The following is a 21070-nucleotide window of genomic DNA, read 5'->3' as shown; positions in this document are numbered from 1 at the left end:
CCTATGGTTTGGCAGCGGCAGCACGTCTTGGGCTTGGCGGATTTTACTCCCGAAGAATACCAGATGGTTTTGCAGACCAGCGCCAGTTTCCAGGAGGTGTTGACGCGGCGGTTGCCCAAGGTGCCCACCCTGCAGGGGAAGGTGGTGGTGACGCTGTTCTTCGAGCCTTCCACCCGCACTCGTTCCAGTTTTGAGCTGGCGGCCAAGCGCCTTTCGGCAGATGTGCTCAACTTTTCCCCAGGCACCTCTTCCTTGAGCAAAGGGGAGACGCTCTTGGATACGGCCCGCACCTTTCTGGCCATGGGATCCGATCTCTTGATCGTTCGCCATGCCCAGGCAGGGGTGCCGCAGCAGTTGGCTGCCGAGATCGACCGCCGCGGATCCCCTGTGGGCGTTCTCAATGCCGGGGATGGCCTGCACGAACATCCCACTCAAGGTTTGCTGGATTTGTTTACCCTCTGCAGCCATCTGGATCCCCGGCGTCCCCGTCTGGAGTTGCTGCAAGGGATCAAAATTGCCATTGTCGGCGATATTCTCCACTCGCGGGTGGCCCGCTCCGATATCTATGCCTTGGTGACTGCCGGAGCTGAGGTTCACTTAGCCGGCCCTCCCACCCTATTGCCCAAGGATTTTGCCCAGTTTGTGCCCGGCCATACGCTCCCTGTCCATTGGCAGCTAGAGCCTGCCCTCGAAGGGGCGCGTTTTGTTATCACCCTACGCCTGCAGCAGGAGCGCATGAGCGAGTTCCTTCTCCCCAGCCTGCAGGAGTACCATCACTTCTTCGGCCTCACGCGGCAACGACTGCGCCTGTGCCACCCGGATGTCAAGCTTCTGCACCCCGGCCCGGTCAATCGCGGTGTGGAACTCAGCTCCGAGGTGATGGAGGATCCCGGCTTGAACCTGATTGAGCAGCAGGTCACCCACGGCGTGGCGGTGCGCATGGCCCTGCTGTACCTCATGGGGGGCGGGCGGATCCCAGCTTAGAGCCCAGATCTTTCTCTGCTCGGGGAACATGTAGAGCTGCCCCACGTCTAGAAGGTTGGAGTCTATCTTCTAACCAATTCTCTCTGCCAAAAGCCGAAAGAATCTCTGGGCGGGGCTTTTCCCGCCCTGCTGAAATCATGTCCAAGCTTGCCGAGAGGGGAGCAACATCTTTGTCTCAAATTTTACACATCTTGGATCTGGATCGAGTTTTTTTGCAGCCGTCTAAGCTTAGCTCTTATTCAAGTTGTGTCCGTTTGATTGGTTGTCAAACGAGATAGAAGTTCAGCAGCTAGACCTTTTCGCGGATCCTGGGCTCCAGGATCCTGATTTTGCTGAAATCCAAACTGGCCAAGACCACCAGATGGAAAATCGAGGTTTGGAAACGAGTCAGTATACTCAAAAAATATCGATTTTTCTCTTGACTTAACCTAAGGTTAACCTTTAGATATCCCTCTGTTAACTTTGAGGTTATAGGGTTGAAAGTGTTGATTCGCCACAGATATTACCCATGCGAACCCTGCTTTCTGCTTTCTCCCTCACCGCTCTAACAGTAGGATTTCTAACGGCGACCTCGGCTCAAGCCCAAACCGTGCAAATCTCCGGGGCGGGCGCGACCTTTGCGGCTCCTTTGCTGCAACGTTGGTTTGACGCCTACAACCGCACCGTAGACCCCACTGTGCAAGTCAGCTATCAGTCTGTCGGTAGTGGTGCTGGCCTAGAGCAGGTGATCAATGGCACTGTGGACTTCGGCGCTTCCGAGGCGCCTTTCTCCGGTGCTCGCCTGGAAAGCTTCCGAGCTAAATACGGCTATGAGCCCCTACAGTTGCCTCTGGCGGGAGGGGCCATCGAGTTTGCCTATAACCTGCCCGGCATTGAAGACGGAGAGCTCATCCTGAAGCGGAAAACCTACTGCGGCATCGTGACCGGCGAGATCACTCGCTGGGACGACATTCGCATCAAGGCCGAGAACCCAGGTATAGCAAACAAGCTGCCACCCCTGGACATCACCTGGGTACACCGCTCTGATGGTTCTGGGACTACCTTTGTGTTCACCAACCACATCAGAACTGTCTGCCCTAATTGGACAGCCGGTGCTGGTACTTCTGTCGAGTGGCCTGTTGGCATTGGAGCCCAAGGGAATGAGGGCGTAGCCGCCACCATCAAGCAGGAGCCAGGGGCAATTGGCTACGTGAACCAGTCCTATGCCAAGCTGGAAAAGATGACCACTGCTCGCTTGGAAAACAAAGCGGGCAACATTGTTGGGTTCTCGACTGAGGCAGCTACCTCGGCGCTTGATGCTCCCATTCCTGATGACTTTGCGCTGTTGGTGCCCGACCCTGAAGGGCCAGATGACTACCCAATTGTGGGCTTGTTCTGGGTGATGCTGTACCGCGAGTATCCCGACCAGGAGAAATTGACCAAGCTGGTGGAGACTCTGAAATGGACCCAGGGGCCGGAAGGTCAGGCCATTACCCGCGAGCTGGACTACATCCCTATGCCTGAGGCGGCTATCCAGCGGATCTTTGCAGAGCTGGATGCCATCACCGTTAACCCCAAGGCGGTGCGATGACCGGGGTGCAGCCTGAACTCCACTAGAGTGGAGCTGGTGGCCGGCTGAGGAGGCAGGTGAGGCTTTCTCGGTCGGCTGCTGGGGTTACCTTGCACGGTGGGATTTTTAGGAAAGATTTTGAACCGAAGATGATCATGGGAGAGAGGCTATGACTTCAGCGGCTACGGGTTATGGTTCACCACCAAACCCGGATATCGATGTTGACATTGAGAAAAAGGCGAGCCTGTCTCGGGCTGTTGATGTGGGCTTTGTCCGCCTGACGCTGGCCTTGGCAGGGTTTGCCGGCATTATCCTCATCTGGGTGATTCTTCAAACCACCGAAGCGGCTCTGCCGGCGATCCAGCAGTTTGGCTTGGGCTTCCTGGTTACTGCCCGCTGGAACCCGGTGGAAAACATCTACGGAGTGCTACCACAGATTTATGGCAGTTTGGTAACCTCTCTGGTGGCTTTGATTTTTGCCATCCCTCTGGGCATTGGCACTGCCATCTTCCTGACGGAAGGTTTTGCCCCCAAGTGGGTAACGGAGCCGATTGGCTTTGCCATTGAGCTGATCGTGGCCACTCCCAGTGTGGTGCTGGGGCTGTGGGGGATCTTTGTGCTGATTCCAGCAGTGCGGCCCATCTTTCGAGCCATTAACCAGACGCTGGGTTGGATCCCTTTCTTGGGTGGCCCGGCTCCGCGGGGGCCCAGCTTGTTGATAGTGGCTGTGGTGCTGGGGATCATGATCTCTCCCATCATCATCTCCATTACCCGCAGTACCCTTGAATCTCTGCCACGCAGCCTAAAAGAGGGCGCTTTGGCTCTGGGGGCAACCCGCTGGGAGACCCTCTTAACGGTGATGATCCCTGCCGGCCTGTCGGGCATTGTCAGCTCGATCATGCTGGCGCTGGGGCGGGCCCTGGGAGAGACCATGGTAGCGGCCATGCTTTCCGGCAACGCCAACCGCATCAATATCTCCCTAATGCAGCCGGGATCCACCATTACCGCCTTGATTGCTTCTCAGTTTGGGGAGGCAGGACGCTTGCAGGTTTCGGCTCTCATGTATGCCGGCGTGGTGCTGATGGTGCTGACGTTATTGGTCAACATTGTTGCCGAGATCATCATCCGCAAGTTTCAAAACTTGGAGCAGTAACTTGGGAAGCAGAAAGAAGATGAAGGAGCACTGTTATCATGTCCGACTCAGCACAGCTTGCCCCTGAGAAGGTTGACATCGACATTACTCGTGCCGCCATTGCCCCTGTCCGCAATTACACAGGCATTGTCCTAACCCTGCTGAGTGGCCTCTTTGTGGCGGTGATCATAGCTTCCCTATCTTGGGTGCTGTGGGATGTGGGCAAGGAAGGCATCCAGCGGATAAATTGGGATGTCCTCACCCAGACCCGCTACCCTGCCCCTGGCCTGGCGGAAGGGGGCTTTGGTCACGCAATTGTCGGCAGTTTAATGGTGCTGGCTACGGGGGCGGCTTTGAGCTTTCCCTTCGGCATCTTGGCGGCAGTGTACTTGTCTGAATTCGGTCGCGGCACCCGCTTGGCTTATCTGGTTAAGTTTTCCTGCAATGTGCTCACGGGGGTACCGGCCATTCTCTGCGGCCTGTTTGCCTATGCTGTGGTGGTGAGGGGATCCGGCTTTTCGGCTTTCTCGGGAGGGGTGGCTTTTGGCGTGCTGATGCTGCCGATTGTCATCCGCTCCACCGAGGAGGCGTTGCTGCTGGTTTCGCCCGACATGCGCTTGGCTTCCCTTGGCCTGGGCTCAAATCGCTTTCAGACCACAATGCGCGTTGTTTTGCCGGCAGCGGCACCGGCCATCGTAACCGGGCTAATCCTGGCTTTGGCCCGAGCGGCAGGCGAGGCTGCACCTCTGCTCTTTACCGCCTTCAACAACAATTTCTGGTCTACTGATCTCTTTGGCCCGGTGGCTACCTTGCCGGTGATGGTCTACTTTTTCTCCATCATTCCCTACAGGGTGCAGCAGCAGCTGGCTTGGGCGGGCGCTTTGGTTTTGTTAGCCATTGTTTTGGCGGCCAGCTTGACCGCTCGCTTTTTGGTGTACAAGACCAGGAAATAGCCTGAGGATTCTCAACAAAGTCTTGAATCGAACTCTTCGTCGAACTCTAGCTCTTTTTGTGAGTGCTGCCATGCAAACTCAATCTCTTAACCAGACCTCTTACGTTTTCAGGACCGAGAACCTGAATGTCTACTATGGCTCCAATCTGGCGGTAAAAAATGTTACTCTGGACATCCCAGCCCGACAGATTACTGCGTTTATCGGCCCTTCCGGCTGTGGCAAAAGCACGATCCTACGTTGCTTCAACCGCACCAACGATTTGATCCCCGGTGCTCGTGTAGAGGGCAAGCTCACCTACCACGGCAAGGATCTCTACGCCAAAGAAGTCGATCCGGTGGCGGTGCGGCGGCGTATCGGCATGGTCTTCCAAAAACCCAATCCCTTCCCCAAAAGCATTTACGACAACGTGGCCTACGGCCCGCGGGTGCTGGGGATGAAGGTAGACTTGGACGAGGTGGTGGAAACCTCGCTGAGGCGGGCTGCCCTTTGGGATGAGGTGAAAGATAAACTGAAAGAAAACGGTCAGTCGCTGTCGGGAGGGCAGCAGCAGCGCCTGTGTATTGCCCGGGCTCTAGCGGTGAAGCCGGATGTGATTTTGATGGATGAGCCCTGTTCGGCGTTGGATCCCATTTCCACCCGCCGCATTGAGGAGCTGATGAAGGAGCTGGAGGAGGAATATACCATCATCATCGTCACCCACAACATGCAGCAGGCCGGCCGCGTCTCGGATATGACGGCTTTCTTCAGCGTGGAGGTGTCGGGATCCAACCGTGTGGGCGAGCTGATTGAATTTGACAGAACTGAAGTCATCTTCAACAGCCCCACCAAGCAAGCCACAAGAGATTATGTGGAGGGCCGCTTCGGCTAATCGACCTGGCCGGACAGGGATCCTTCCCATACTGTTCTCGGCAAACCCTTTTGCAGGCAATTTCTGCCGATGATGGAGCATGCCTCTAACCCCCAAAACCCTGAACTTTGCTGAATTTACTGAGCTTTAGGCGGTTTGGCAAAAGTCATTGAGAGGGATATAGTAGACCAAGTTTCCCCCTGATCCTTGAGTCCACCGCAACGGTTGCCGGGAAGTGAAGGGGGAAAGCGCTCGGGGGGTATTCCTCAGGGCTTTGCGGGATACCGCCTTCCTGTTTGGACTCCGTCCCGCTGACGCGAACAGAGATAGGCAGGATGCGATCGCTTCTTTCCTGAACCATGTTCAGGAGAGTTCAGCGTGAATGTATCAGTCTGAAGAACCGTTGCACCCAAATACGGATACCTATGATCGTTGCCGCTCCTGACAAGCTGCAGGCTTTGCGTTCTGACTTAGAGGGTATTGAGATCATCACTGATCCGGCTCAGGTGGCCAAGTTGTCGTTGGATTTTTACCACTACAGCCCCGTGCTGAGCCGACAACTGAGCGACAAGCGGGGAGATGTGGTGGTGCGCCCCGCCGATGAGGCCGAGGTGATGCGGGTGGCAGCGGCCTGTGCCAGGCTGCGGATCCCGGTTACGGTGCGCGGTGCCGGTACCGGTAATTACGGCCAATGTATCCCGCTGGCCGGGGGTGTGATCCTGGACATGGGCAAGCTCAACCAGGTGCTTTGTGCAAAGCCGGGCTTGGCGCGGGTGCAGGCGGGGGCCAAGTTGATGGCCATCGACAAACACACCCGGGAGATGGGCTGGGAGATCCGCATGGCTCCTTCTACCTATCGCACGGCCACCATCGGGGGGTTCATTGCCGGCGGCAGTGGTGGCATTGGTTCTGTGACTTACGGCCAACTGCGGGATCGGGGCAACATCTTGGGGCTGCGGGTGGTCACCCTGGAGGAAGAGCCCCGGGTGCTGGAGCTGCGGGGAGATGAGGTATTCAAAGTAAGCCATGCCTGGGGCCTCAATGGGATCATCACCGAGGTGGAGATCCCGCTGGCGCCTGCTTATCCTTGGGCGGAGCTGGTGGTGGCCTTTCCCCCTGAAGTGGGCTTTATGCCCTGTGCCCATTTTGGCCAAGCCCTGGGAGATGCGGATGGGATCATCAAGAAATTGGTCAGCCTGCACGCTTGGCCGATCCCCAGCTACTTTGCACCGCTGCGGGGCTATCTGCCAGAGGGATCCGCTGTGGCCCTGTTGATGGTGGCCGAATGCAGCCTGGAGCCGCTGTTGGAGCTTGTCCGGGAACATGGGGGCCAAGTGGTTTACAACAAAACGGCCCAGGAGGCCAGCAAGGGGATCTCGCTGGGGGAATTTTCTTGGAACCACACCACTTTGCACTGCCGCAGCGTGGATCCCAGCCTTACCTATTTACAATCGGCTTTTCCCGCCGACCGGGAGCTGAGGCTGGTGCAGCACATGTACGAGTATTTTGGCGACGAAGTGCTGATGCACCTGGAGTGGATTCGCATCAACGGGCAAGCTACCCCTGTCGGCCTGCAAATTGTCCGCTTTACCACCGAAGAGCGTCTAAACGAGATCATGCACTACCACGAAGAGCAGGGAGTATTTATTGCCAACCCCCACACTTTCATCATCGAAGACGGCGGGCGCAAAGTGATGGATCCGCGCCAGATTCGTTTTAAAGAAGAAGTGGATCCCTATGGGTTGCTTAATCCGGGCAAGATGCGCACCTGGCAGAAGCAAGCCTCTGCTTGAGGAAGCGCGGCAATTGGCCTCAGTCTATCTATGTTGTCGGTATTTAATGCATAATGGACTGCCTGTGTGAGGCAAGACCAGGCCAGAACTGTGGGGTCGGTGCTGTGGGAAATGCTGTCCACTGTCGAATGCTTGTCAAACTTCCGGCAGCCAATCTTCTGCCAGCACCAACTCTGGAGAGTAGGGACAGACATCTGGAAATGTCGAGATTTCTATCCCCGTTTGCCTGGCTGCTTGGCGGCGCGCCCGTTGATAACTCTCTTCAAGTTGCTCTACCAGATAACCTTTTAGGCTAGGGCTATCTTCTATGGCCAATCCGATTTGGGTTCGCGCATCTGTAATGGAATCTAGCCAGCTATCTGAACGTCGCTGAGGTTGATATTGCCACTTGAGCAGATGCAGCAGAAGGCGAGTTAATTGACTGGTAATCCCTCGTCGTTCGCTCTTACCCAAATTCTCAACCTCTTCAATTAAGTGTGTTAGGTCAATTTCATGCCAGCGCCTTTCCCGCAATAGCCGGGTTGTTCGGTCAATCCACAAGTTAAAGTCTGTCGAGTATAGATTGCTCATAGCTTTGTCCTGCTGAAAAATAGGGTCGCGATAATTATGAAATCCGGACTACGTCCTTCTTGAGTTTACTACAATAAAACCTGTAACACCTGAGTTCTCAACCGTCTGGGAGCAGAGTCCTCTGGTGACAAACCTTATCCAGGCAACTCTTTCTATAGTCATTTCGATTTAAAGCAGGACACTGCACCCACACTTAAAGTGCACCGAGCCGGAAGGCTTTTCAAGGACTCCGTCCCGCTGGCGCGATCAGGAGCCCAGGCGTCTTACCCTAAACTGAAGCAACTATATTTGACGAATATTTGACGGAGAGTGGATGGAGAGGGTGTCCCTGTGGAGAAAGGTTCAAACAAACGCTTTAACTGCCATAGTAGTTGATGGCTAAAGCTCCCACCAGAGTAAGCTGAAAGACCAAGATCACGAAGTAGAAAATGGCGCGGGGCTTGAACAGAGTGAGCATCAAGCCTATGGCTTTCAAGTCTACTATCGGCCCAAACACCATAAAAGCCAACAGGGATCCCGGCGTGAAGGTGGCGGCAAAGGAGAGGGCGAAAAAGGCATCCACCGTCGAGCAGATGGAGATGATCCCGGCCAGGGCCATCATGATCAGGATTGAGAGCAATGCATCTTGGCCATAATCCAGCACAAACGAACGCGGGATCACCGTTTGAATCAGGGCCGCCATCGCCGAGCCCAAGATGAGCACGGATCCCAATTCGCGGATCTCCCTGGCCCAGGTCTGCAGCAGGAGAACTCCTTTTTGTCCCCTGGAGGGAGAAGGCGCAGCGGCCAGAGCAGAGCGATACACATCTTCAGCCGTTTGTAAAGTGGCCAGGGATCCGCCAGAGGCCCCTTGAGCAGGGCTCTGGGATCCAATCCAGAAGGTGCCTCCCCGCAACAACGGCGAGCGGGAGATGTTCTTCGGATCAGCTTCTTGGGAGCAATTGCGCTGCAGCTCCCGCCAGACTGACGGCTGCGACAGAGGCTGGAAATCCTTTTGCAGGCTGAAGATCAAGCCGACGACAACCGCAATGCCGAAGGAAAAGAGAACTCGGTAGATCACCAGCTCCGGCATGGAGCGAAAGGCAATCCAAGTAGAAAAGATCACCACCGGGTTAAACACCGGCGCCGCCAATAAAAAAGCCACCGCCACGTGGGGTGGGATCCCTTTGATCACCAGTTGACGGGCCACCGGCAGGTTGCCGCACTCGCACACCGGGAAAAAGAATCCTAAAGCGCCACCGGCCACCGCGCTGCCGATTTTGCCTTTGGGCAGGAAACGGGCCAACTGGGATCCCTCGACAAACACCGCCAGCAGCCCCGATAGAAACACCCCCAGCAGCAGAAATGGCATGGCCTGCACCACAAGGCTCAGAAACAGGGTGAATCCGTCTCGCCAAAGGGGAGAGTCCAAGAGGCTCAACACACCACCTCACGCACGACTTGGGCCTTACTGAGTTTGGATCTCGGCCCAGCGCCCTGTCAAACGGCTCTCAACCTCGCTCTTCTATGGGGATATAGCGTTGCTGGCGTTCACCTGTGTACACCTGGGTGGGTCGGAAAAGCCGATTATCGGACAACTGCTCCCGCCAATGGGCCAGCCAACCCGCCGCTCGGGCAATGGCAAACACCGGTGTAAACAGATCTTCCGGGATCCCCAACTTGGCGTAGACCAACCCTGAGTAGAAGTCCACATTCGGGTAGATCCCCTTCGGCCCCAGCAACTCCTCGCACACCCGTTCCACTTCCAGGGCGATGTCGTAGTACTTGTCGTGGCCGTAGCGCTCAAACAGCTCTTCGGCCAGCCGCTGCAGGATAGTGGCCCGCGGATCCTTCACCTTGTAGACTCGGTGACCCATGCCCATGATGCGCTGTTTTTTGGCCAGCTTCTCCTCGATAAACGAGCGCACATTTTCCACCGAGCCGATTTGCCGCAGCAGCATCATCACCTGTTGGTTGGCCCCCCCGTGCAACAGCCCCGAAAGGGTACCCACCGCCGTGGCCAGGCTGCTGTAGGGGTTAGCCAGCGTGGAAGCGCTCACCAGAAGGGCAAACGTAGAGGCATTGACCGTGTGCTCGGCGTGCAGGATCAGGCAGATGTCAAAAATGCGGGCCAACCAGGGATCCGGCTTCTTGCCCGAGAGCATGTACAGAAAGTTGGAAGCGTGATCCAGACTATCGTCCGGGGGAATGGGATCGTTGCCCTGTCGCATCTGGTGGAACATGGCCACCATGGTCGGCAGCTTGGAGAGCAAGCGGGTGACGGTGCCGAACACATAGTCGGGATCCATCTCCCGCAGCGGGTAAAACAGCCCCAAGCCCGCCACACAGGTTTGCAGAGCATCCATCGGGTGGCCCGACTCTGGAAACGACTTGATCATGTCGCGGATGCGGTATTTCACCCGTCGATGACTGCGGATCGCCTGGTCAAAATTGTCCAGCTCCGATTGGGTCGGCAGCTTGCCAAAGATCAGCAAGTAGGCTGTCTCCAGAAAGGTACTGTGGGCGGTCAATTCCTCGATGGGGATGCCCCGATATTCCAGGATCCCCGCCTGGCCATCCACAAAACTAATGTTGGAGCGTGTGGCCGGAACGCCTTCCAAGCCTGGTCTGTATTCGCCATCCGCCATGGTCGGATTCCTAAAGTGCTTCCTAAATGACCTAAAGTGCTTCCTAAATGATGAATCAAGGGTTGCCAAAGGTGCCTGGAACCCAACCCCTTGCTCCCCTCGGGCAGTACTGACCCCGCTTCGCTACAGTAAAGCAAATTTTGGATCCCTGTAGCCAAATGCTGCCCCTGTCATCCTTCACAGAGAGCTAGGCTGGGATCCGCCTTCTATCTTGCAACAGCTCCCGCTGCCCGACGCAAAAATTGTTGCTATGGTGAGAACTGCGCCCGGCTTGAGGGATCTTGGCGCCTGCCGGAGCCGTGAAAGTTCGCTCCCCCGCTTGGAGATCGGCATCGATGTCGGATACTGCTCAAACTCACCTTGGCTCCAGCCCAGTGCAAGGACTGGAGTACGTGGTGCTGGGAGTGGCCACTTGCTTCCAGCAGGATCAGGAAGGTCGCCTGGTAGAGGTTTTGGTGGCCGAGCCGGTGCCTGCTGCCGATTTGGACTGCCTAGCCCAAGAACGCCGCAGCACTTCCTATGTTCTCCTCTACGCCACAACCTACGCCGAGATCGTGAACAACGGGATCCCAACTTTGCCTGCCGATGTTTTCCCGCCAGGGGTGTTGTTGGGAGAAGACTTCGTGGAACGGGTGCAGGCAGCGGCCCGCACCTATCGCAGCAAGCCCCAGTTTCGCCATATCCCCCTGCACCAAACCTGCACTCCAGAACAGGGGGTGTTCAGGCTCAATCACAGCGTCGAGCCCCGGCGGATCCTCAATGCGGTCGTGGAAGTGAAGGATGCCGACAACATCAAACAGCACCCCCACACCCATCGACAGCTCTGAAGAACCCAGTCAGAGGAACTGATGGCTTTCGGGCTGCAACACGATCTCGCTGGGTACAGCACCAGCGGGCGCTGTAAGGGCAAAGCAGATGGCTTCCGCAGCCGTGGCAGGGCTGAGCATCTTGTCTCGTTGCACCTTCAGGCTGATGGGATCCCAGAAGGGTGAGTCGATGCCCCCGAAGTAAAACAGCGTAAATCTGACCCCAAAGCGCTTCAGCTCATCGGCCATGCACTTGCTAAACCCGACCACCCCAAACTTGGCCGCACAGTAAGCAGAGGCCATCGCCATGGGATAACGTCCAAGGACGCCGGGAAAATTGAGGATGTGGCCGGATTTTTGCTCCCGCATGGGGTTGGCAGCCAGTTGGCTGGTGTAGAAGCTGCCCTTCAGGTTGACCGCCAGCATTCGCTCCAGGTCTGCGGGGGTTAGCTGGGGAGCAGGCTTCAGGATCCCGGCCCCGGCCAGGTTAATCAGCACGTCAATGCGCCCATGCTTTTGCACCGTTTGGTTGACCAGTGCCTCTACCTGGGCATAGTCCGTCACATCAGTGGGGATCCCCAATCCAGAGGCAGCCCCCAAAGAGGCTGATTTCTCCACCAGAGCTCGCAGGGGCTCTTCTCGCCGAGCGGCCAACACCAGATGGGATCCGGCCTGAGCCAGCATGGGCACCAGGACGCTGCCGATACCCCCTGTTGCCCCTGTGATCAAAATAACTGCCTGCGATAGCGGAGAAGACACGTTACGTTTCTTAAACTCTTTTTCCCATCATACACAGGGATCCCGACAAGCCAGTCACAGCCCCACTGGATCCCTCGACAGAGGTCATGTAAACTACCCGACACCGACCGCTAAAGCGGTACGGAGCAGGCTTTCAGTAGCCCTGAGCCTGTTATGCTCTACCAGAGAACAAAACAAGCCCGAACCTCTAGGCTGGTTTACAGCAGCCCCCAAAAGCGCAATCACATTCGCACCATTCAAATCCGCATCCCCTTCCCATCCACAGTGTCCACACTTAAACTTCTTTCCACTGCGATAGGATTGTGCAGGGTCGGGATGAATGTGCAAACACCGGTGGCAGGTCTGCGACGTGTAGGCAGGCGGAACAAGAATCAGAGCAACCCCCGCACGCAGAGCCTTGTACTCCAAAAATTGACGGAGTTGATAAAACGCCCAACTATTTGCCCGCCTACGCTCTGTCTTGCTGCGTGGCTGTTGATTGACCCTTTCCCGAATCCCTGTCAAGTCTTCCAGAGCAATAGCGCTATTTGTCGCCTTTGCCCTAGAGACAATAGCTTTGGAGATGCGATGATTGACCCACGCCTGAAAGCGCCTCTCCTTGCCAGACAGCCGTTGCAACAGTTCTCTGCATCTGCGCCGCGAACTGCGGGTGCCCTTGCTGGCTTTGCGTTGGAGTGTCGCCCTCAGCTTGGAGTAGTGGTCTCGGATTCGGTTCAACTGCTGTCCATTCCAGTTATCCCCCTCTGACGTATGGGCAATATCCGTCCTCCCCAAGTCCACCCCCAGCACTCTACCCGTGCGTTGCGGTGGGCACGGTTCCGTTTCCACACAGATCTGAATGGAGTAGAAACCATCTTTGCGCTTGACCAGAGTGGCAGATTTGGGATTGGAGCCCGCCAGCCGTTCTCTCTGGTAGCGGCCAATCGCCAGCTCAAAGCGCTCTCGACCCTCTACCGTGGTCAGCGACACCGTCCAGTCTTTCTCGCGAAACGAAAAGATACGGGCATCGTAGGTCGCAAAGCCTCTCTTGAACGCTTTGACGGGGCGGTTTTTCTGTTGGGCAACTTTACGGGCGCCGGCCAGCCGTCTGCAGACCTGCTGGTCGCGTAAGCGGGACGTAGTCCTTGCCAAGTTACTGGACAAGCCAAACCGAGCGCGAATCTGGTAATAGCAAAGGGACTGGAGTTTGACTGCGTTGACTACTTTTTCTGGTGTGTTTTGGTTGACCCAGTTCAACGCCTGCACAAAGGCATCCATTGTCGCATCCAACTTTGCGGCTTGCGACTGGGACACCTTGAGCTTGCAGGGGACGGTCAGGACTTGGGTCATGGTTCTATCATAACTTCCGCATTCCTCCCGACACTGACCCTACGGGTACAGTGCGGAGCTCCTGCGATTTCTAGCTGAGCGGTGGAGAAGACAGGAAAGGCTGGCACAGCCACAACCCACTGAACCCCAAAGTCAGCAGAGTGAGGGGCAGGCCAAAGCGCAGATGTTCTCCAAACGAGAGCACGTAGCCTTTTTTGGCCGCTGCCTCGACTGTGATCAAATTGGCCACCGCCCCAAATAGTGTCAAATTGCCTGCCAAAGTGGAGCCAGCAGCCAGCAACAGCCAAGCGGTGGTCTCCTGTCGGGGCAGGAACGACTGCAGCAACAGCACCGCCGGCACATTGGAGATGAGGTTGGACAAAACGGCCACACTGCTCAGCAGGGCAAGAGGGGATCCCGCCAGACTCTCTGCCAAGGATCCCAAGCCCATCCCCCAAGCAGTGACCAGCTCTCCCGTTGCCCGCGTTAGGATGAACAGCCCGGAAAACATCACCAGCAGATTCCAGTCCACCTGCTCCAAAAATCGCTCTGGCTTCAGCCTACGGGTAATCAACAACAGGGCCGCCGCCACCAAAGCCGATTCTGCCAAGGGAAGTCCGGCTACAAAGGCCACAAACAGCCCCCCCGTAATCACCACGCTCTTGCGCAACAGGGGCGGGTAGAGCCGCAGCGGCAGCCAAGGCACCTGGGCAAAGGGTTTCAACGAGCGCACCTCAGGGTAGTACAGCCACAGCAACCCCACTTCCAGCAGCAGCCCCACCACGGCAATGGGGGTCATCTGGGCAGCAAACTCCAGATAGCCGATCCCAGAGAAGGAGCCGATCAGGATATTCTGCGGGTTGCCGCTCAAGGTGGCGACGGATCCCAGGTTGGTGGCTGCCGCCAAGCCCAGCAGATAGGGAATCGGGTTTAACCCCAGCACCGTTGTGACCTGCAAAGTCAGGGGAGTAAACACCAGCGCCAGCGTGTCGTTGAGCAGGAAAGCCGAGAGCAGCCCGCTGCCGAACACCAGCATGATCAACAGACCAAAGGGGTTGCGGCTCACCCGAATCAAGCCCAGCAAAGCCAACTGAAAAGCCCCCCCATAGGACAAGCTGGCATTTACCACCATCATGCTCAGGAGAAACACAATCGTGGTCGGGTCAATGGCTTCCCAAGCCTGCCGTAGCGACAAGGTCCCCAAGCCAATCAACAGGGCGGATCCCACCAGGGCGATGGTGGCCCGGTTCATACGCAACCTAGGCAGGGATCCCAGTCCCAACCCGACATAGCTCAAACCCAACACCAACCAAGACAGCCCCTGCACCCCCCGATCCCTCCCGCACTTCTTTCAGGATCCCTGATGGGTTCAGCCAATGGCAAAGGCTGGAGTTGAAACAGGCCCAACATTCCCGATACTCAATGAAGTCACAAATAAGTCACAAGAACCAATCATGGTCAGAAACCTTTCGGGATAGTCCAAAAGCTCCGCTGGATCAGCGCGTTTGCCTCGGCGAGCTGCAGACCGAGCAGAGGTGGCGAGAATATCCAAGGTCTGGCCATCGTTCGTAGGATAATGGGAGCCCGCAGGCACTAACCCGCAAACATTGAGTTACCCACCGTTCACTGAGGAGTTGTCCCCTTGGTCAAAGAACGCGTAGAGGTGATCGTCCCGGCCACCACCGCCAACTTGGGGCCAGGGTTCGACTGCATCGGTGCAGCCCTAGAGCTCTACAATCACTTCTATTTTCGCGAGATCCCTTCTGGCCTCAGCATCCACTACCGCGGCAGCGACCACATCAGCCAAAGCAAGGACAACCTGGTGTACCGGGCTTTTTGCCGCGCCTTTGAGTTGCTGAGTAAGCCTGTGCCGGGGGTAGAAATCGAAATTACCCTCAACGTGCCCCTGGCGCGGGGGTTGGGCAGTTCTGCCACCGCCATTGTCGGCGGCTTGCTGGGGGCCAATGCCATTGGAGCACTCAACTTAGCTCCCGAAACCCTTCTACAACTGGCTATTGCCTTGGAGGGCCACCCAGACAATGTGGTGCCCGCCCTGCAGGGCAGTTGTCAGCTTTGTGTGCAGGGACAGCAGGGGCAATGGGTGTTCTGTCCCGTGGAGTGGCATGAGAGCATTGGCATCCTGGCCGTAGTGCCCAACTTTAAGCTTTCCACCCAAGCGGCCCGCGAGATCCTGCCCAAATCCGTCAGCTTGGCGGATGCAGTTTTTTCCAGCAGCCATCTGGGCCTACTCATCCGCAGCCTGCAGTCGGGGCGGGTGGACTGGCTGAAGGTGGCCCTGCAGGATCGGCTGCACCAGCCGGCGCGTATGGAGCTGATCACCGGGTTCAAAACGGTTCAAGCTGCAGCCATGGCTGCCGGAGCCTATGGAGTGGTGATCAGCGGAGCCGGCCCCACTCTTCTGGCCCTCTGTGCTCCCGAGAATCGGGAACGGGTGGGATCCGCGATGGTCAGCGCTTGGGCGCAGTTGGATATTGAAGCGGAGGCCAAACTGCTCAACCTGGACCGGCAGGGAGGACGGGTGGTGATCCACTCCCAGCCGTCTGGATAGGAAACTCCCTCTCCAGTCGGGGAGCTACCCTGCTGCCGGGAAGCCATCTTGCAGCAGCAACACCAAGGGCGGAAGAAATAGCCAAGCCGCCACCATCAAGGACGCCACTGCCGCCATCAACACCGCTGCCGCCGCGCAATCTTTGGCGATCTCGGCCAGGAGATGGTACTTGCTGCCCAGGGTGAGATCCACCACTGCTTCCAGAGCGGTATTGACCAGCTCAAGCGCCATCACCAAGCCGCTGGTCAGGCTGATCAGGGCCATTTCCACAGCGCTCAGCCGCAGGCCCAGCCCAAGGCCAAAGGCTATCACCGCCACCGCCATGTGGATGCGGAAGTTGCGCTGAGTGCAGATGGCATAGACCAAGCCCTTGCCCGCGTAGTAAAAACTTTTGCCCAAGTTGTCGGCCACTTGCCAAGAGGGGGGGCGTCGCCAGGGATCCATCCCCGAAGGCTCGGCAGTTGCTGCGGGATCGGCCTCAGAGATAGGCGCTGGGTCTACACCGGTGGGCCCGGAATGGACGCGCCGCCGGAACACCGCCAGGCGAGAACGCTCCGGCAACCGACTAGGGCTGTTGGCCATGGGCCACCTCCCCATCCAGTTGGATGGCGGCAAGCAACTGTCGCTGTTGCTGCAACATGCGCTGTAGGGACAGTTCATCCGGGTGATCCCACCCCAGCAGATGGAGCAACCCGTGGCTGGCCAACCAGGCCAACTCTTGCGAAAGACGATGCCCCTGCGCCTTGGCTTGTGCGCGGGCGGTGGGCACCGAAATCACAATATCCCCCAGCAGGCGTACCCCCGTTACGTCTTGGATCTCAAAGGGGGCAAACATCTCCTGCGCGGCAAAGGCCAACACATCGGTGGGCTCGTCGAGATGGCGAAACTCGCGGTTGAGCTGGCGGATGTGTTCATCGGAAGTGAGGCAAAGGCTGAGCTCGCATGGCTCCTGGACTCCCAGCTCTTTCAGCCAGATCTCGAACCAATGACGCCAAGTGGCTTCTTCAACCGGGCTGGGGATGTTGAATTGCAGATAGAGATCTAAAAATCCATCCATGCGGGCCTCACTCACACCACGCCCCTTATTCTACTGGTTTGCCCAGATTGGGCCAGGTTTTGTTTCTCTGCTCCGCAAGCTGCTGCAGCGCCTGTCGTAGTCGATTCTCCAACAGATGGCAGCCTGAGTCCAAATCCTCTGTCGGGAACAGATCCCCGGCAATGCCCACTGCCCAGGCCCCTGCTTGCAGGTATTCCGCTGCCTTGGCCAAGGTGACTCCCCCGGTGGGGATCAACGGCAGGGATCCCAGCACCGATTGTAGATGGCGCAGGTAGCGGGATCCCCCCATGCTCTCCACCGGAAACACCTTTACTGCCGTTGCCCCCGCCTGCCACGCCCTCCAGATCTCGCCGGGGGTGAGGGCACCGGGCACGATGGGCAGCCCCACCTCCCGACCCCAACGGATGACTTGCTCATCGGTGAAGGGGCAAACGCAAAACTGGGCTCCTGCCTGCCAAGCCTGCTCCGCCATCTGTCGATTGAGAACAGTGCCCACCCCTATCCAACACTGCGGGTGGTCTTGCCGCAGTTGGGCAATCAACTCCAGGTATTGGGGAACTTGCGTGGTGATTTCAATGTGGCGGATCCCGGCCCGGATGGCCAGCATGGATCCCTCGAGAGCTTGGGCTGGGCTGGCCCAGAGGCGGATCACGGCAATCAGCGGCTGCTGCCACAGATGGAGTAGCCAGGGGTGCTGTGACCCTTTTCTGAAACTGCACTCAGCATCCTCGAATGCCATCTGTAGGAAAATACCCGCTCAGTGTTTTGCAGTTGCTTGGGTTTAGCTTAAGTTTAATTGCAATCCAAAAACGAAAAAGTCAGCCTGCCAATGAAATAATGACAAACCATAAAGCCTAAACGTCTTTGTCTTTCAAGGGAAAGCCTAGCAGATGACTCAGGAACAAGCAAAGCCGGTGTTTTATAGGGGCAACTGTTTGCGCGTTCGTGGCCTTTGCCGGAGTGTTTGCTTTTCCCAGCTTTTCACGGCGTTGCTGGTTCCTGCTCTGGCCTTGTTGTCTCCCTAACCGGTGCTGAACTCAGCAGAGAAGAGGAGGAAGATTCCTCAAACCAAAGGTGCCGCAAGGTATCCCGTCTGTATGAGGCAACTTTTTGGTTGGCCTTCTAAGCGTGAGGTTTGCCAGCAGGTGAGCGGCCAGTTTATCGTCATTTCCTAGTTTTTCTAGTCCGTTGAGGTTGCTGCCGCTTGAGTTGCATGCCGTCAGGCCTGTGGGATCCGGAGGTGGAGTCGCTACTGTCTGGCTCTTCTGTTGCTGTTCGGAGTAGCCCTAAATAGCCAGCTCAGGCTCGATCAGATCCGTGGGGATCTTTGTATCCTTAGGGTCGATGGGTCAGTTGCAGAGGGTGTGAGGAGTGACGAGTCTCAGTCGTGGGGCACACAGGCTAAAAGGGTGGATAGCGCTCGGATTGCTCACCCTCTTGCTGTTGGGGGGACTGGGGGGGGTTGCCCCGTCTCAGGCGCAGAATGTCAACCAATTGCAACAGCGGCAGCAGCAGATCCAGCAACAAATCCAGAGCACTCAGCGCCGCTTGGGAGAACTGCGCCAAGCAGAAGAAGAAGCCCGCCGCCGCATGGGATCCCTGCAGCAAAACATTCGACAGACCGAATCCAGCCTTCGCGACAATCAGTATCGTCTGGAACAAGCCCAGAAAGCGCTGGAGCAAGCTCAAAAGGAGCTACAGGAGCTGGAAGACCGCCTGAGACGGCAGCAACAGGGCACGGCTGCCCGTTTGCGCTACATGCAGCGACAGGGGGCCGAACATTGGTGGGCTTTGCTGCTCACCAGCCGTGACTTAAACGAGTTTTTTGACCGCCGCCACCAACTGCAACTGTTGATCGAGGCGGATCGGCAGTTGATCCAAGAGCTGCAAGCAATGGCCAAGGAGGTGGATCAACAGCGCATTGCCCTGGAGATGCAGCGCAACGAGATCTCTTTGATTTTGCAGGAGCTGGCCGCCCAGAAGAACCAACTGCAGCAGCAGGCGGTCGCCCAAGAGCAGCTGTTGAGCCGCTTGGCCAACGAACGCGCGGCCTATGAAGCAGCCCAACGGCGGCTGGAAGCCGATTCCCAACAGTTGACTCTCCTCATCCAGCAACTGATCGCCCAGCAGGCCCAACAGCAGGGGGGCAGGGATCCCGTTCAAGGGACAGGCCGATTCATTGCTCCGGTGCGCGGGCCGATCACCAGCGGCTTTGGCTGGCGGGTTCACCCCATCTACCGCAGTCGCCGCTTTCATGCGGGGATCGATTTTGGTGTGCCCACCGGCACTGCGGTGAGAGCCTCCGACCGGGGCACCGTCATCTACGCCGGCTGGTACGGCGGCTATGGCTACACGGTGATTGTGAATCACGGGGGCGGCATCACCACCCTGTACGCCCACAACAGCCGCGTTGCCGTTGGGGTAGGCCAGCAGGTACAGCGGGGGCAAGCAATTGCTGCTTCCGGCTCCACCGGCCTCTCCACCGGGCCCCATGTTCACTTTGAAGTGCGCGTCAATGGCCAACCGGTGGATCCCCGCCGCTACCTGTGAAGCAAAGCCTCCGTCGGCAACAGCTTCAGGGATCCCGCCTGCAATGTCCACCGCACATCGGCAATGGAGGACAGCTCCTCCGGGTCGTGGGAAACCACCAACACCGTCCAGGTGGACTTTAGCCGAGCCAACAGCTCGATCAACTGCCGTCGCACCGACCAATCCAATCCTGCCGTCGGCTCATCCAGCAACAGCAAAAACGGGCCACGGATCAACTGGACGGCCAGGGCCAAGCGCCGCTGTTGCCCGCCGCTGAGGCGGTTTGGGGAGGTATGTAGAGGGATCCCTTCCAATCCCACCTGTCTGAGGGCGTTTTCGATCTCTTTTCTCTGTAGCTCTGGATAACCAAAGCGCATTTCCTCCAGCACCGTCAAGCCGCAAAAGTGGCGCTCTGGAAACTGAAACACCAACCCCGCCATGCTGCGCAAGCGGTTGGGGGAAAGTTCTGCCCCTCCCCAGGTAATCCGTCCTTGGGTGGGCCGCGCCAAGCCAGCCAAAATCTCCAGCAGGGTGCTCTTGCCCGCCCCACTTTTGCCCACGATCAGCCCCAACTGGTTCAGGCCCAACTCAAAGGAAAGATCGTTGAGAATGGGCTGGGAAACGCCTGCCGGATGGTAGGAAAGATGCTGAACTTGCAACATGGGGGGCAAAAGAGGGGGATGCTGTCGTTATTTTGGCACCGGAAGATCCCCGCGCGACAGCTATGGCCCCTCTTCAGCGGAAAGGTCGAAGCTTGGGAAACACCTCTATCCGGAGGAGCAGATTAAGCTAGCCTGAAGGTAGGGTAAATTATCGCTCTGGTTATCCTGATGCCGCAGCCTTCTTCTGCAGATTCTCCTTCGGTTGGGGCGGGATCCCCCCCCCAGCTGAGTTACACCCGCCTGGCCATGCGCAACATGGTGCGCAAAGGCAAGACTTCCCTGCTTCACTTCACCCTGACAGCGGTGGGGTTAGTGGCCTTGCTGGTGGGGCTGGCCTACCTGTTTCAGTAAACTACCCGACCCTAACTGCTTCACAGTACAGGGCGGGCTTAAGGCCTCCGGCCCGCTGGCGCGAACGGTAGCCCTGCAGTTGGCAAGCCAACCACGGACCTCTAGGCTGGTTTACGACAGCCCCAAGTTTGGCAATCATGTTGGCCCCATTCCAGTCCGCATCCCCTTCCCATCCACAGTGCCCACACTTAAACTGCTTCCCATTGCGGTAGGATTGCGCAGGGTCGGGATGGATATGCAAACACCGGTGGCAGGTCTGCGACGTGTAGGCAGGCGGGACCAGTACTACAGACACTCCGGCGATGGCAGCCTTGTAGGCCACAAACATCCTGAGCTGGTAGAACGCCCAACTGTTGGCCCTGTGCCGCTCGGCTTTGCTGCATGGCTGTTGATTGACCCTTTCCCGGATCCCTGTCAGATCTTCCAGGGCAATAGCGCTGTTTGTGGTCTTTGCCCTAGAGACAATAGCTTTGGAGATTCGATGATTGACCCACGCCTGAAAGCGCCTCTCCTTGCCAGACAGCCGTTGCAGCAGTTGACGGCATCTGCGCCGCGAACTGCGTGTGCCCTTACT

General features: G+C 57.4%; 21 protein-coding genes. 10 read left to right on the top strand and 11 right to left on the bottom strand.

Going from position 1 to position 21070, the window contains the following annotated elements; translation table 11 throughout:
* The first annotated feature begins 3 nt into the window (after window positions 1-3).
* From ACVWYY_RS11140 to ACVWYY_RS11115, 6 genes are all read left to right on the top strand, one after another.
* Complete coding sequence (locus ACVWYY_RS11140; RefSeq protein ID WP_457440577.1) at window positions 4-984, top strand: aspartate carbamoyltransferase catalytic subunit; 981 nt, start codon at window positions 4-6, stop codon at window positions 982-984.
* A gap of 508 nt (window positions 985-1492) precedes the next feature.
* A complete protein-coding gene (pstS, locus tag ACVWYY_RS11135) occupies window positions 1493-2554 on the top strand; it encodes a phosphate ABC transporter substrate-binding protein PstS (RefSeq protein ID WP_457440565.1) in 1062 nt (353 codons plus the stop codon).
* A 148-nt stretch (window positions 2555-2702) separates the two neighbouring features.
* Window positions 2703-3686: a phosphate ABC transporter permease subunit PstC gene (pstC, locus tag ACVWYY_RS11130; protein ID WP_457440563.1), complete on the top strand. Its 984-nt coding sequence runs from the start codon at window positions 2703-2705 to the stop codon at window positions 3684-3686.
* 38 nt (window positions 3687-3724) lie between these two features.
* Complete coding sequence (gene pstA, locus ACVWYY_RS11125; RefSeq protein ID WP_099813137.1) at window positions 3725-4618, top strand: phosphate ABC transporter permease PstA; 894 nt, start codon at window positions 3725-3727, stop codon at window positions 4616-4618.
* A 70-nt stretch (window positions 4619-4688) separates the two neighbouring features.
* Window positions 4689-5486, top strand: a complete 798-nt coding sequence (gene pstB / locus ACVWYY_RS11120) for a phosphate ABC transporter ATP-binding protein PstB (protein WP_457440561.1) — start codon at window positions 4689-4691, stop codon at window positions 5484-5486.
* A 404-nt stretch (window positions 5487-5890) separates the two neighbouring features.
* Window positions 5891-7258, top strand: coding sequence for an FAD-binding oxidoreductase (locus ACVWYY_RS11115; protein ID WP_457440559.1), 1368 nt, complete (start codon window positions 5891-5893; stop codon window positions 7256-7258).
* Window positions 7259-7393: 135 nt separating this feature from the next.
* Here the strand turns inward: ACVWYY_RS11115 and ACVWYY_RS11110 are convergent, their stop codons facing one another.
* From ACVWYY_RS11110 to ACVWYY_RS11100, 3 genes are all read right to left on the bottom strand, one after another.
* Entirely contained in the window at window positions 7394-7828 is a 435-nt protein-coding gene (locus tag ACVWYY_RS11110) for a DUF29 domain-containing protein (protein WP_011433505.1), read from the bottom strand.
* Between the two features lie 355 nt (window positions 7829-8183).
* Complete coding sequence (locus ACVWYY_RS11105) at window positions 8184-9239, bottom strand: permease (protein ID WP_457440575.1); 1056 nt, start codon at window positions 9237-9239, stop codon at window positions 8184-8186.
* A gap of 79 nt (window positions 9240-9318) precedes the next feature.
* Entirely contained in the window at window positions 9319-10455 is a 1137-nt protein-coding gene (locus ACVWYY_RS11100) for a citrate synthase (RefSeq protein WP_414330694.1), read from the bottom strand.
* A gap of 335 nt (window positions 10456-10790) precedes the next feature.
* On the opposite strand from ACVWYY_RS11100, the gene ACVWYY_RS11095 reads away from it, so the two are divergent.
* On the top strand, window positions 10791-11282 hold the full coding sequence (locus ACVWYY_RS11095; protein ID WP_457440557.1) for a hypothetical protein: 492 nt from the start codon (window positions 10791-10793) through the stop codon (window positions 11280-11282).
* Window positions 11283-11291: 9 nt separating this feature from the next.
* On the opposite strand, the gene ACVWYY_RS11090 is transcribed toward ACVWYY_RS11095, so the two are convergent.
* The 3 genes from ACVWYY_RS11090 to ACVWYY_RS11080 all read right to left on the bottom strand — a co-directional run bounded on the left by ACVWYY_RS11090 (window position 11292) and on the right by ACVWYY_RS11080 (window position 14655).
* Window positions 11292-12020, bottom strand: coding sequence for an SDR family oxidoreductase (locus ACVWYY_RS11090; protein WP_011433499.1), 729 nt, complete (start codon window positions 12018-12020; stop codon window positions 11292-11294).
* 93 nt (window positions 12021-12113) lie between these two features.
* Entirely contained in the window at window positions 12114-13349 is a 1236-nt protein-coding gene (locus ACVWYY_RS11085) for an RNA-guided endonuclease InsQ/TnpB family protein (RefSeq protein WP_457440555.1), read from the bottom strand.
* Between the two features lie 70 nt (window positions 13350-13419).
* Complete coding sequence (locus tag ACVWYY_RS11080) at window positions 13420-14655, bottom strand: anion transporter (RefSeq protein ID WP_457440553.1); 1236 nt, start codon at window positions 14653-14655, stop codon at window positions 13420-13422.
* A 315-nt stretch (window positions 14656-14970) separates the two neighbouring features.
* Here ACVWYY_RS11080 and thrB point away from each other — a divergent pair, with 315 nt between their 5' ends.
* The gene (thrB, locus tag ACVWYY_RS11075; RefSeq protein WP_011433497.1) at window positions 14971-15897 is read left to right on the top strand and encodes a homoserine kinase; all 927 of its coding nucleotides are present in this window, start codon (window positions 14971-14973) and stop codon (window positions 15895-15897) included.
* A 24-nt stretch (window positions 15898-15921) separates the two neighbouring features.
* Here the strand turns inward: thrB and ACVWYY_RS11070 are convergent, their stop codons facing one another.
* From ACVWYY_RS11070 to eda, 3 genes are read right to left on the bottom strand one after another with little or no spacing between them, the layout of a single operon-like run.
* Window positions 15922-16479, bottom strand: coding sequence for a diacylglycerol kinase family protein (locus tag ACVWYY_RS11070; RefSeq protein WP_457440551.1), 558 nt, complete (start codon window positions 16477-16479; stop codon window positions 15922-15924).
* Window positions 16463-16954: an rRNA maturation RNase YbeY gene (ybeY, locus tag ACVWYY_RS11065; protein WP_414352127.1), complete on the bottom strand. Its 492-nt coding sequence runs from the start codon at window positions 16952-16954 to the stop codon at window positions 16463-16465. The genes ACVWYY_RS11070 and ybeY overlap by 17 nt, the downstream gene beginning before the upstream one ends.
* Before the next feature lie 25 nt (window positions 16955-16979).
* Complete coding sequence (gene eda / locus ACVWYY_RS11060) at window positions 16980-17693, bottom strand: bifunctional 4-hydroxy-2-oxoglutarate aldolase/2-dehydro-3-deoxy-phosphogluconate aldolase (RefSeq protein ID WP_457440548.1); 714 nt, start codon at window positions 17691-17693, stop codon at window positions 16980-16982.
* A gap of 686 nt (window positions 17694-18379) precedes the next feature.
* Between eda and ACVWYY_RS11055 the strand changes: the two genes are divergently transcribed.
* Window positions 18380-19504 carry a murein hydrolase activator EnvC family protein gene (locus ACVWYY_RS11055; protein ID WP_414329593.1) on the top strand — a complete coding sequence of 375 codons (1125 nt, stop codon included), beginning with the start codon at window positions 18380-18382 and terminating at the stop codon, window positions 19502-19504.
* Here ACVWYY_RS11055 and ACVWYY_RS11050 read toward each other — a convergent pair.
* Entirely contained in the window at window positions 19495-20145 is a 651-nt protein-coding gene (locus ACVWYY_RS11050; protein WP_011433492.1) for an ABC transporter ATP-binding protein, read from the bottom strand. The genes ACVWYY_RS11055 and ACVWYY_RS11050 overlap by 10 nt on opposite strands.
* 168 nt (window positions 20146-20313) lie before the next feature.
* Here ACVWYY_RS11050 and ACVWYY_RS11045 point away from each other — a divergent pair, with 168 nt between their 5' ends.
* The gene (locus ACVWYY_RS11045; protein WP_457403548.1) at window positions 20314-20496 is read left to right on the top strand and encodes a DUF3285 domain-containing protein; all 183 of its coding nucleotides are present in this window, start codon (window positions 20314-20316) and stop codon (window positions 20494-20496) included.
* 1 nt (window position 20497) lies between these two features.
* On the opposite strand, the gene ACVWYY_RS11040 is transcribed toward ACVWYY_RS11045, so the two are convergent.
* Window positions 20498-21070 (bottom strand): RNA-guided endonuclease TnpB family protein (locus tag ACVWYY_RS11040; RefSeq protein ID WP_457403549.1); only part of this gene is annotated, 573 nt, incomplete at its 5' end.

This window comes from Thermostichus sp. MS-CIW-34 (assembly GCF_054060435.1).
Note: the sequence above shows the minus strand (reverse complement) of the source record. Positions and strands in the feature narration are given on the sequence as shown.